The 11,547-nt window shown below is 40.6% G+C and carries 11 protein-coding genes; all 11 read left to right on the top strand.

The genetic code is table 11. From position 1 onward, the window contains the following. A complete protein-coding gene (nagA, locus tag RGU12_RS21730; protein WP_309537929.1) occupies nucleotides 1–1,131 on the top strand; it encodes an N-acetylglucosamine-6-phosphate deacetylase in 1,131 nt (376 codons plus the stop codon). Beyond that, nucleotides 1,128–1,880: a sugar isomerase domain-containing protein gene (locus tag RGU12_RS21725; RefSeq protein WP_309537928.1), complete on the top strand. Its 753-nt coding sequence runs from the start codon at nucleotides 1,128–1,130 to the stop codon at nucleotides 1,878–1,880. Before nagA ends, RGU12_RS21725 begins: the two co-directional genes overlap by 4 nt. Before the next feature lie 77 nt (nucleotides 1,881–1,957). Next, the gene (locus RGU12_RS21720; protein WP_309537927.1) at nucleotides 1,958–3,070 is read left to right on the top strand and encodes an ROK family protein; all 1,113 of its coding nucleotides are present in this window, start codon (nucleotides 1,958–1,960) and stop codon (nucleotides 3,068–3,070) included. Between the two features lie 255 nt (nucleotides 3,071–3,325). Continuing rightward, entirely contained in the window at nucleotides 3,326–4,240 is a 915-nt protein-coding gene (gene rbsK / locus RGU12_RS21715; protein WP_309537926.1) for a ribokinase, read from the top strand. Between the two features lie 3 nt (nucleotides 4,241–4,243). Beyond that, nucleotides 4,244–5,161, top strand: coding sequence for a nucleoside hydrolase (locus RGU12_RS21710; protein WP_309537925.1), 918 nt, complete (start codon nucleotides 4,244–4,246; stop codon nucleotides 5,159–5,161). A 145-nt stretch (nucleotides 5,162–5,306) separates the two neighbouring features. Next, entirely contained in the window at nucleotides 5,307–6,455 is a 1,149-nt protein-coding gene (locus tag RGU12_RS21705) for a M20 family metallopeptidase (RefSeq protein ID WP_309537924.1), read from the top strand. Between the two features lie 99 nt (nucleotides 6,456–6,554). After that, nucleotides 6,555–7,442, top strand: a complete 888-nt coding sequence (gene purU, locus RGU12_RS21700) for a formyltetrahydrofolate deformylase (protein ID WP_309537923.1) — start codon at nucleotides 6,555–6,557, stop codon at nucleotides 7,440–7,442. Between the two features lie 427 nt (nucleotides 7,443–7,869). Continuing rightward, nucleotides 7,870–8,166 (top strand): hypothetical protein, encoded by a 297-nt coding sequence (locus RGU12_RS21695; RefSeq protein WP_309537922.1) that lies wholly within the window; start codon nucleotides 7,870–7,872, stop codon nucleotides 8,164–8,166. A gap of 206 nt (nucleotides 8,167–8,372) precedes the next feature. Further along, the gene (locus RGU12_RS21690) at nucleotides 8,373–8,966 is read left to right on the top strand and encodes a hypothetical protein (protein WP_309537921.1); all 594 of its coding nucleotides are present in this window, start codon (nucleotides 8,373–8,375) and stop codon (nucleotides 8,964–8,966) included. Between the two features lie 159 nt (nucleotides 8,967–9,125). Beyond that, nucleotides 9,126–10,046: a ribose-phosphate diphosphokinase gene (locus RGU12_RS21685; protein WP_309538310.1), complete on the top strand. Its 921-nt coding sequence runs from the start codon at nucleotides 9,126–9,128 to the stop codon at nucleotides 10,044–10,046. 297 nt (nucleotides 10,047–10,343) lie between these two features. Beyond that, nucleotides 10,344–11,492 carry an SEC-C metal-binding domain-containing protein gene (locus RGU12_RS21680; protein ID WP_309537920.1) on the top strand — a complete coding sequence of 383 codons (1,149 nt, stop codon included), beginning with the start codon at nucleotides 10,344–10,346 and terminating at the stop codon, nucleotides 11,490–11,492. Nucleotides 11,493–11,547: the final 55 nt, after the last annotated feature.

Raw genomic sequence — 11,547 nt, 5'->3', positions numbered from 1 at the left:
ATGGTTACTGTTGAAGGAATTCATTATAAAAATGATACCGGGATACGGATTGAGATAAGAGATGGAATCATTGAATCGATTGAACATACTGATGTGAAAAATAAAACCTACATTGCACCCGGATTTGTTGATTTACAAGTAAATGGATATATGGGGATTGATTTTAATTCTCTTGATCTAACTGAATCCGATATTGAAAAGGTTTGTTTGAGTTTATTAGAACAAGGTGTGACGTCATTTTATCCAACAGTCATCACGAATTCCTCTGATAATATGTTGAAACTGGTTGGAGAAATTTCAAATGCCGTTTCAAAAAATGAGCTTGCACGGCAGATGGTTGCCGGTATTCATTTAGAAGGTCCATTTTTATCAGTCGAAGATGGACCGCGGGGGGCTCACAACCGGGAATATATTCAAGCTCCTGATTGGGAGTTTTTTAAGAGATTAAATGAATCTGGTTTAATCAAAATCGTGACATTATCGCCAGAATGGGAACATGCGGAGGCGTTTATCAAACTAGCATCTGAATCAGGAATCCTTGTTTCAATTGGACATACAAATGCCAACTCAGAGCAGATTCAAAATGCGGTTAAAGCAGGTGCGAAAATGTCAACTCATTTAGGCAACGGGGCACATGTCATGCTTCCAAGACATCCGAACTATATATGGGACCAGTTGGCAGAGGATGAGTTAGCTGCAACTGTGATTGCAGACGGATTTCACCTTCCAACTTCCGTGTTAAAAGTGATTGAAAAAGTGAAGAAGGAAAAAATGGTCATCATCAGTGATAGTGTGGCATTAGCAGGCTTGCCAGCAGGGGATTATACGGCTGCTGTTGGTGGAGAAGTGACATTAACAGAAGAAGGACGGCTTCATTTGAGAGGGGAGCCACGACTACTTGCTGGCTCAGCTCAAAGTATCCTTTGGGGTGTAAACCGAATCGTTGAGATGGGGGTCACGGATTTACCTACAGCGATTGAAAAGGCCTCCGTTTTACCTGCAAAAATCATGGGGCTGGAGCATGGTCTTAAAGTAGGGGCTCCCGCCGATCTTATTTTATATAAAAAGGGTATGGAAGTGACCGAAACAATCAAGGCTGGGAACGTTTTGTATAGGGGTGATAAGGAATGAAGTATGCACTGGAATACTATGAAAAAGTGAAAACATATATGGATCAAGTGATTGAAACGGAATCAGAAAATATCATGAAAGCCGCAGAAATAGTAGCAAATCAGATTAAAGAGGATAAAATTGTCTATGCATACGGGCCAGGTGGACACTCAAATCTAGCATCCCAGGAGCTCTTTTTTCGTGCGGGGGGGCTGATGCATGTCAGTGCCATTTTAGATGAAGGGACCTTATTAAGTGGAGGCGCACTAAGGTCGATGGCGATTGAACGAAGACCTGGATACGGGAAGATCGTGTTAGATGATTATGGATTACAATCTGGTGATTTATTAATCATTATTAATGCATACGGGATAAATGCAGCTACAATCGATGCAGCTTTGGAAGCCAAGCGACTAGGAGTAAAAACGATTGGCATATCCTCAAAACAGCATGCGCTAGACACACCAAAGGATCACCCTGCAAGACATCCATCCAAACAAAATCTGCACGATGTTGTCGACCTTGCCATTGATTCAAAAGTCAAAGTCGGGGACGCTGTGATTGAAATTGAAAATCTGGATCAAAAAGTGGGAGCCGTCTCAACATTTGTTAATGCCTATATTGTCAATTCCATTTCCATGGAAGCTACGGCTAAACTAGTTGAACAAGGAATTCAGCCGCCGATTTGGAAAAGCGGGAACGCTACTGGTGGCGACGAATGGAACAACCAATTTACTTCTCGTTTCAAACATAAGATTAAGAAGTTATAAGAATGTATCCCGTTACTCTAGTAGGGGCAATTGGTATAATATTGATATGTTAGTGGATAGAGAGATGAGGACAGAGAATGAAAACAAGAGGCCCTGGGGTTTTACGAGAACAAAATCAGAAAAAGGTTTTATCCCTTTTGCGCCAATATAAGCAAACCTCTAGAAAAGATTTGGCGAAAGCGATGGGGGTTAGCAAAAATACCATTTCCTTGATTGTTGACCAATATGTGAAAGATGGCGTTATCAAAGAAGTCGGAGTTAAAGATGTAAATAAGGCTGGCCGTCCCAAGATCGTGATTGAATTGAATCAAAATGCCTTCAAAGCGATTGGGATTGCCATTCATCATGACGGTATTGAATATATGGTGACTGATTTTTATTTGCAACCTGTCATAAGCGGGTTTTGTGAGGTAGACGGAAAAGACTGTGGAAAGGTATGTGGGGAGATTCGAAAAATAGTTGAGAGCCTGCTGGGCGAACATCCAGAAGTTATCGGCGTTGGCATTGGAATTCCTGGAATTGTGAATGCGAGTGAAGGTATTGTGTACCATTCTACAAATCTGGGTTGGAAGAATATCCATGTCAGTGAACAGCTGGAAAAATCAATACCAGTGCCCATTATTATACAAAATAATGTTAATTTGGCTTCCCTGTGCTCAGCAGGAATGATGGATGAATCCTGTACCAGCAGCTCGTTTTATATTCGGATCGGCGATGGAATAGGCGGAGCTTTTACGGCAGAGGGTCAGATTTGGAATGGCGACAGCTGGACCTCTGGGGAAATTGGCCATATTTCCGTGGATCCAAACGGACCATTATGTGGCTGTGGTCAACGTGGTTGCTTAGAGAAAATGATAAGCCGAAAAGCTTTCCTGGAGTGGCTAGAACAAATGGAGGTTGAGGAGTTACCCGATGGTAGAGAACAACTTCTTAAGCAACAAATGAAAAAGTATGGAATATATTTAGCAACCTCCCTGATCAATATTATCCATTTGCTCAATCCGGGTACAATTGTAATTGATAGTCCCTATAATGAATATCGTGCTTTTCAAGAATCATTATTGAGTCATCTTGAGCAAAATGCTCTCAAAATTCCGTATTCCAAAACACAAATATATTTTAATAATGAACCTTATTCTCAATCCTTAGGTGCCGCAACCGCGGTCGTGTTGGATTTTGAAAGGGAGTAAAAAAAGGCAGGGGAGAGTCCCCTGTTTTTTTGATGGATTGATTATGGGATGGGGCTAAGCTTGGGCTAACGGGAGAAGATGCAAATCCCCGAACGAAACCGCCGCAAAATTGATCCAAAAGCAACTTCCACAGTTAAAGTCAATCTTTTATACCCCCTCATCTAAATACCGCTCACCAGTTTTGCCACTGTTTCTAAGTTTGTCTATAATAAACTTTAGTAATATCTTGTTTTTTCAAAGATTGGGGGAAGTCAGATGGCTGCAGATATTGTGGTTGTAGGTAGCTTGAATGTGGATATGGTGGTGAATGTGAAGCAGCGGCCCGAATGGGGAGAAACGGTTCTCGGCCATGGCTTTTTTACGGGGAATGGTGGAAAAGGCGGTAACCAAGCGTATGCAGCTGCGAAACTTGGAGCTTCAGTTACTATGCTCGGCTGCGTCGGAGAGGACATTTTTGGCGAGCAGCTTTTAAAAGGACTGAACGAAGTCGGTGTGGACACTTCTACTATTGAAAAAATTCCCGACGTTTCGTCCGGCGTGGCTGTTATTAGTGTGAATGAAGATGGAGAAAACAGCATTATTGTTTCACCTGGTGCCAACGACCATGTGACACCTGAATATGTAAGAAAACATGAGGAAATCATTCGCCAGGCAAAGCTTGTCATGCTACAGCTCGAGATTCCTCTTGAAACAGTCATTGAAGTTGCGAATATTGCTCATACATACAAAGTTCCAGTTATGCTCGACCCTGCACCTGCACGAACACTTCCTGATGAGCTTTATAAAAAAGTGACCTATCTCGTCCCGAATGAGAGTGAGTTAGGAATTGTGGCCGACGCGAAAATTTCAGATGCGGAATCTGCAAAAACGGCTGGGACAAAACTATTGAAAAAAGGTGTCGATACGGTATTTGCAAAGCTTGGTGGGAAAGGAGTCGTCGTGTTGCGGGCAAACGAAACCTTCTTTGTCAACCCACACACTGTGACAGTGGCTGATACGACGGCAGCGGGTGATGCATTTGCTGGGGCGCTCGCTACAGCACTCGTGAGCGGTCAAAAACTGCAAGAAGCCACTGAATTTGCAAATGCAGTCGGCGCGTTGGCCGTAACCAAAAAAGGCGCTCAAGCCTCAATGCCAACACTTGAAGAAACAAGAAAATTTAGGAGGTAAACGATGAAGAAAATTATTTTTGATGTGGATACAGGAATAGATGATGCGATGGCGATTGCCTATGCTGTGAACTCACCAGAGCTTGAGATTCTAGGATTAACGACAAGTTACGGGAATGTTGCGGTTGATGAGGCGACACGAAATACGCTAGCGGTTTTAGAGAAGTTAGGAAAAAGGATCCCGGTGTTTGCGGGTTCGGCAAAGCCACTAATCCGAGAAAATCGTGAAGGTTTTGCGAAGAAGGTACATGGAGAAGATGGTCTAGGAAATGTGTTGGATTTTGAACCTGCTGCATCCGCTGAAACTCAGACTGCAGTTGATTTTATTATCGAACAGGTCAAAAATCTTCCCAATGAGGTGACCCTTATCGCTGTGGGACCGTTGACAAATCTTGCTCTCGCGCTTCAAAAGGCACCAGAGATTGTCGAATTTGTTTCCGAAGTAGTGATTATGGGTGGCGCGGTCTTCGTACCTGGTAATGCAACACCACATGCTGAGGCGAATATTTTTACAGATCCCGAAGCAGCTAAAATCGTGTTGTCATCAGGTTTACCGATAACCTTGGTTGGTTTAGATGTGACGATGCAAACCTTGTTGCCAAGAGAAAAAGTAGATGTGTGGCGAGGTTCAGAGGTCGGCGATTTTTTCGCGGACATGGTCAGCTTTTATCTTGACTTTTATGAGTCAGCTAACCCAGGAATCGGTGGCTGTGGTCTCCACGACCCATTAGCAGTAGGTGTAGCGATTGACCCAAGTTTAGTAAAGACGAAGTACATAGCAGTTGACGTGATTTCTGAAGGAAGAGAAGATGGAAGAACCATACCAGTACCGGAAGGGAATCCAAAAATCCACGTATGCACCGAAGTTGACGCGCCAACATTCTTGGATCACTTCTTAAAAAGAGTGCCCACTGCACAATAGAAATTTCGAACCCATGCTATAAAATAGTAGCATGGGTTCAATTGTTGTAATATTGTTATAATATATAAATTATTAGGGACACGAAATCTCTGTCTCAAATGGATGGGATAGGGAAAGCTCTGTCCCAATAGAAGGTGGCATTGTAATGGAACTGCAGGTTGTAGCATTTTTAAAAGAGAAAGAGTCTGAAATGGTGGAGGTTTTGAAGGGCTTAGTAGAGTTGGAATCTCCGTCTCATGATAAAGAAGCGGTGGACCAGGTGGGTGAGCAGGTTCAGGATCTTTATAAAAAATATGTGGGTGGCTCGATTCAGAAGTTTAACAATGAGCATTTTGGGGATCATTACCGCTGTGAGTTTGGCGAGGGTGATGAGCAAATATTAATTTTGGCGCATATGGATACAGTTTGGCCAAAGGGCACGCTAGAAGAACTTCCATTCCGTATTGATGGTGACAAGCTTTACGGGCCTGGGTCTTTCGATATGAAGGGCGGCATCGTCCAAGGTTTGTTTGCACTGCATGCACTCAAAACACTTGAGGTTCCTTTGAAAACAAAGGTTGTCATGTTGTTTACGACAGATGAGGAGATTGGAAGTGAGTCCTCACGCGAATTAATCGAAGCGGAAGCGAAAAAGAGCAAATATGTGCTTGTTCTGGAGTCCGCGGCTGCGTCTACGAAAGGAAAGCTAAAAACCTCTCGCAAAGGTGTCGGCATGTTCACGATAAATGTAAAGGGACGTGCGGCACACTCCGGCATTGAGCCTGAAAAAGGCATTAGTGCAATTGAGGAACTTGCTCGACAAACCCTTTATTTGCATGGCTTAACAGACTTCGAAAAAGGAACTACATTAAATATTGGACTAGTAAAAGGCGGAAGTGCGTCGAACGTGGTGGCTGCAGAAGCGGAGGCAGAATTGGATTTGCGTGTAAAAAACACCGCCGAATTTAATCGAATCATTCCATTGATTCAAGGCTTGACGCCATCCAAGGAAGGCTTATCCATCGAGGTTACAGGTGGCATCAACCGTCCAGTTATGGAAAAGACGCCAGAGATCACAAAAATGTTTGAAATAGCGAAGGAAATAGCGAAGGAATACCTTGATTTTGACTTAGAAGACCAAGCAAGTGGCGGCGGTAGCGACGGGAGCTTTGCTTCACAATTTGCCCCAACCTTGGATGGATTAGGACCAGTCGGTGACGGCGCTCACGCATCAAATGAGCATTTACTTATCTCGCAAATGCCGATTAGAAGTGCGTTGGTTGCGTTACTTATTGAAAAACTAGCGAATGAATAAGGGACCTGTCCCATTGTCCCAAAAAGTTTCCGAATTGTTTAGACAACTCATCATGATACTGTTATAATATTCCTCATTAATTATTGTGAGGTAATGATCATGTATTTTAACAAGGAAGAGTTTCAAAGCAAACACCAAAATCACGGAAGGCTTTTGGTGAGCTGTCCGGACCAACCGGGGATCGTGATGGCCATCTCTGCATTTTTATATTCATTCGACGCCAATATCATTGAGTCCAGTCAGTATTCTACGCATCATCAAGAAGGTACATTTTATCTTCGAATTGAATTTGAATGCCCATCCTTAACGGAGAAAAAGTCAGGGATGGAGGCTGCATTTTTAGAAGTTGCCGAAAAGTTTTCAATGAAATGGAAGCTAATTGACGTTCAAGATGTGAAAAGAACGGCGATTTTTGTTTCTAAGCAGCTTCATTGTTTGCACGAGCTTTTATGGGAATGGCAAAGCGGTGACTTGATGGCGGAAATTGCGCTAGTCGTGAGTAACCATGAAGATGCAAGACCTGTTGTCGAAAATCTTGGGATTCCGTTCGTCTACATTCCAGCGAACAAGGACATTAGAAAACAAGTTGAGGAACAGCAATTACAGCTTTTAAAAGAATATGATATTGATTTGATTGTGCTTGCGCGATACATGCAGGTGTTAACACCCGATTTTGTTGCGGCATTTCCAAACCAAATTATTAACATCCACCACTCATTCCTGCCAGCATTTGTTGGAGCAAGACCGTATGAGCGCGCTTATACACGCGGGGTAAAATTAATCGGAGCAACCTCTCACTACGTAACGAACGATTTGGACGAGGGCCCAATTATTGAACAAGACATTGCACGTGTGGATCATCGTGACGATGTAGCGCGATTGAAGAAAATCGGTCAATCCGTCGAACGAAGCGTGCTTGCCCGTGGAGTGAAATGGCATCTTGAGGATAGAATTATTGTTGATCATAATAAAACGATAGTGTTTTAAATAGGAGGGGCGCCACTTGTTAACGGGTTCCGTATCCTATCGAAAACATATAAATTGTAAGCTAAAATACCTATCAAATTGTAAAATAATTTGATAGGTATTTTTTGTTAGTATAGAGCGTTTTTATGCTGTTAAAGGGAGGATTTTGCGTATCAAAATGCATACCAATTTGTGAGGTAACAACAGCCAGTGTTATCTCACATTTTGACCTCCATTTTTGTATACAAATTGATATACATATAATTGGCGAATATAGGATATTGATTGGATATTATTTGTGTTTTAATTATATTCTGGATACTTATGTTAAAGTTAACATAGGATTGTGAAAAAGTGTACTTAAAGTAAAGGGGCAGAAGATTTGAATAAGCATTGAAACTTTGTATTATCAATTTTCGTCTATGTTTGTAAAGGAAGTGGTTGTCAAATGCGACTGATGTTTTATGTATTGGTATTGATAACTATACTTGTTGGGTGTAGTTCAGAAGAAAAATTAACTGAAGACAGTGCTACAAATAAGGTTTTGCAGGAAGTTCCCAAATGTGCAAACAATTTAGAGACGATAAACAATGTGACGAATGTGAAAGAGCAAGCAGAAGAATTTATAATAACAGTTCAAAAGGACTGTGAACCAAAAGGGGGAGAAGGTCCAAAAATGCGTACAACTTACATTTATAAAGTAACTTCTAATGAAGTACAGTTGATTGAGAAAGACGACAAATAGAATAGCTCAGTAACTGCTGAGCTATTTTTATATACAAAAAGCACCGCAAATTGCAGTGCAAATAGACATACATTTTATTGTGTAAATTAGGTTTTTGCGATAGATAACGGAACCCGTTAGCCACTCGTGGTGCTCCTTTTTTTGAAGAGAAGGATAAATTTTTTATTTATCGAATACCTTTTATAGGTAGTAAAAGGGGGGATAGGATGCGTGAATTCGTTCAGAAATCATTTTTATCATTACTAGGTGTGTTTTTGCTTGTTGTTTTCTTAAAAAACGAACACTACCTAAATTTCCTTTTCATTCACTTTTTGATAGAAATTAACATTTATATTCTCATCATAATGTTTATAGTATGGGTGGTTAAAAAGCTAAACAAGTGGATGTCCGCTTTGAGATATAAGCTTTCAATTGAAATGATGGCCAGCCTTTTTATTATTATTTTCTTTACATATGAATTATTTACTCCCTATTTTTACCCTGAAGATTATTTAAAAAAGGTTGGACTTGAAAAGATTGAGGTACTTCATCAACTTACGAATCCTGAACTTACCAATAAAGAGCGTGACAGCCTAGCGAAAGATGCAGTCGTGAAAGAAATGGCAGCTTCCTTTTCGATGATAGGACATTATCCCAACGTTGGGCTTAATGATCAGGGTGAAGTTATAGATTTTAGACGCCATTTTAATCGATATGAGTTAATTATTGAAAGTGACCCCCCTGAATTGAAAAAATTCCAATATATATTTTCTAAAGAAGGAATGGACTTTAAAATAATAGGGTTTGGAGAATTCCATTAGGTTAGTGGAAATCCGGTAAAATCGGGGTTTCCAATTTATTTCTGTCGAAATTTGTAACTTGGCACTATGTAAAGATTGTAAAGATAGGTTATATTATATATAGACTATATTTTGCATGGAGGACGAACAGTGGCTTACCAATTGAATGAGTGTTTTAAAATGTTTAGTTTAAATTCAAATCCAGAACTAGCAGAGGAAATGGCATCGTTACTCGGTTGTGAGTTGGGGAAATGTTCAGTTTCACGTTTTAGTGATGGAGAAATTCATATTAATATAGATGAAAGTGTACGTGGAAGTGAAGTGTACTTGATTCAATCAACTTCACAACCCGCAAACGAACACGTGATGGAATTATTAATCATGATTGATGCACTAAAAAGGGCTTCTGCCAAAAACATCAATGTGGTGATTCCGTATTATGGATATGCTCGTCAGGACCGTAAAGCGCGCTCCCGTGAACCAATCACGGCGAAGCTCGTTGCGAATTTACTTGAAACAGCGGGTGCAACCAGGGTCTTAACAATGGACCTTCACGCACCACAAATTCAAGGATTCTTTGATATTCCTGTGGATCAATTGCTAGGTGTGCCACTTCTTGCGCAATATTTTACTGATAAAGGGCTTGAGGATGTCGTCGTGGTTGCGCCTGACCAAGGTGGAGTTGTGCGTGCAAGAAAATTGGCAAGTCAACTAAATGTGCCAATTGCCTTTATCGATAAACGTCGCCCGAAGCCAAATGTGGCACAAATTATGAACATCGTGGGGAATATCGAAGGGAAAAATGCTATCATTATCGACGACTTAATCGATACAGCCGGAACGATAACCATTGCTGCAAAAGCTTTAAAGGAAATGGGGGCAAAAGGAGTATACGCATGCTGTACGCACCCAGTTTTATCCGGTCCAGCAATTGAAAGAATTCAATCTTCCCCAATTCAGGAATTGGTCGTCACAAATACCATTCAATTACCAGAAGAAAAGAAAATCGATAAAATCACAACCATTTCCGTGGCTCAATTGCTAGTTAATGCAATCGACCGCATCCACAATGAAAGAGCTGTGAGTCCTTTATTTGAATAGAAAAATGAACGGAGGCTGTTCCACTAAGTGGGATGGCTTTTTTTGGTGAATATCAAGTTAACGACGATAGAATTTAATTTTCGTTGATAGAATTAAAATAACGCCGATAGAAATATATTATTATCGATAGAAATAAAATAACGTCGATAGAATAGAATTATCGCCGATAGCTAACCTTGTGCTCAAGTTCAGTATTGGAAAAATACCCTATTTTCAATGAAATATGGTTATAATGGAAATATTCAAACCGATGGAATGCTAATTGAAATAGATTACCGATTGAAAGGACCCAATCCCATGACATTTTTAGAAAAAATCAAACCACATTTACTTTCAGATGATATCTTAATCCAACAAACAGTCTTGCATGCACTTCATGAATATCCGAACGTTCCAGAGGAATGGACGGTCGAGTTGCTAAAGGAAGCATTCCGAAACGAAACGAAGCAATCTGACATTTTAATGTATATCGAAAATCAAACAATCAATGAAGAAGCGCTCAATATTTTAATCGACAATATCCCAAAAATGAACGAGGATAAGCGTCGCCAAGCACTAAATTTATTAAATAATATTGATATTTCACTTGCTTTTACATATAAAGAACAACTTGAAAAATATATTCCTAAACAAACCCGGGAGATTTTCGAAGCAATTGAAAATGGATCAGAGGAAGACGTTTATTCAATGTACGGAAAAATATTGAATAAACTTGATCAATCATCGTCCCGAGGATATGACTTTTATCAAGCGGCGAAAAAACTATCTGAGTGTATTGTGAAAAAAGGATGGGTCACAGAGAAAGAAATTGATATTGTGTTGTCAGAGGAAAACAATGATGATTGGTTCTCCTCAAATGGTATCATGAATGTCTATATGGCCGGGCTACTAAATCTTGAAAAACATATCCCTCTTTTTGCAAGTTTCTTAACAAGAGATGATGACTTTTTATTGGAAGTGGTTTCGGCAGCATTAGTTCGTTTTCAATCGGATCAAGTAGTAAAAGAGGTTGCACCATATGTAAGAGAGCCAGAATCAGCTATATATGCAGCATCAATCTTAGGGAATATTAAAACGGATCTTGCGCTTGAGGAGTTACGAAAAGCTTATCGTGAAACGGATGAATTGGATGAGCAGGAGCCAATCATAGAAGCTCTTAGCCACCATTTTTCAAAAGAGGCTCTCCCTGAATTCAATGCTCATATGGAATACGAATATGAATATTCCCTAATCGATATAGAGCAAGTTGCTTACAGCTTCTACACAATTGTGGGAGTAAAACACCCGGATTTATGGGAATGGAAGAGCGTGGCAATGGGAAAAGAGATGCAGTTCCAAAATACAATGAAGGAACCAGTCCCGATTAGAAATGAGAATAAAGTAGGCAGAAACGACCCTTGTCCATGTGGAAGCGGAAAGAAATATAAGAAGTGTTGTGGAAAATAACGGTTGACCCCTGTTTTGGGGTTCGCCGTTTTTTGTTTGCCTTCGACTTGACATG

The organism is Ferdinandcohnia sp. QZ13, from assembly GCF_031324165.1.
Classification (GTDB): Bacteria; Bacillota; Bacilli; order Bacillales; family Bacillaceae_L; genus Ferdinandcohnia.
Note: the sequence above shows the minus strand (reverse complement) of the source record. Positions and strands in the feature narration are given on the sequence as shown.

Bases quoted from the DNA above. Each gene is read 5' to 3' on its own strand.
- RGU12_RS21685 (WP_309538310.1), top strand. From the start codon at position 9,126: ATGTTTAGTTTAAATTCAAATCCAGAACTAGCAGAGGAAATGGCATCG.
- RGU12_RS21690 (WP_309537921.1), top strand. From the start codon at position 8,373: ATGCGTGAATTCGTTCAGAAATCATTTTTATCATTACTAGGTGTGTTT.
- RGU12_RS21705 (WP_309537924.1), top strand. From the start codon at position 5,307: ATGGAACTGCAGGTTGTAGCATTTTTAAAAGAGAAAGAGTCTGAAATG.
- rbsK (WP_309537926.1), top strand. From the start codon at position 3,326: ATGGCTGCAGATATTGTGGTTGTAGGTAGCTTGAATGTGGATATGGTG.
- nagA (WP_309537929.1), top strand. From the start codon at position 1: ATGGTTACTGTTGAAGGAATTCATTATAAAAATGATACCGGGATACGG.
- RGU12_RS21680 (WP_309537920.1), top strand. From the start codon at position 10,344: ATGACATTTTTAGAAAAAATCAAACCACATTTACTTTCAGATGATATC.
- RGU12_RS21725 (WP_309537928.1), top strand. From the start codon at position 1,128: ATGAAGTATGCACTGGAATACTATGAAAAAGTGAAAACATATATGGAT.
- purU (WP_309537923.1), top strand. From the start codon at position 6,555: ATGTATTTTAACAAGGAAGAGTTTCAAAGCAAACACCAAAATCACGGA.
- RGU12_RS21710 (WP_309537925.1), top strand. From the start codon at position 4,244: ATGAAGAAAATTATTTTTGATGTGGATACAGGAATAGATGATGCGATG.
- RGU12_RS21720 (WP_309537927.1), top strand. From the start codon at position 1,958: ATGAAAACAAGAGGCCCTGGGGTTTTACGAGAACAAAATCAGAAAAAG.
- RGU12_RS21695 (WP_309537922.1), top strand. From the start codon at position 7,870: ATGCGACTGATGTTTTATGTATTGGTATTGATAACTATACTTGTTGGG.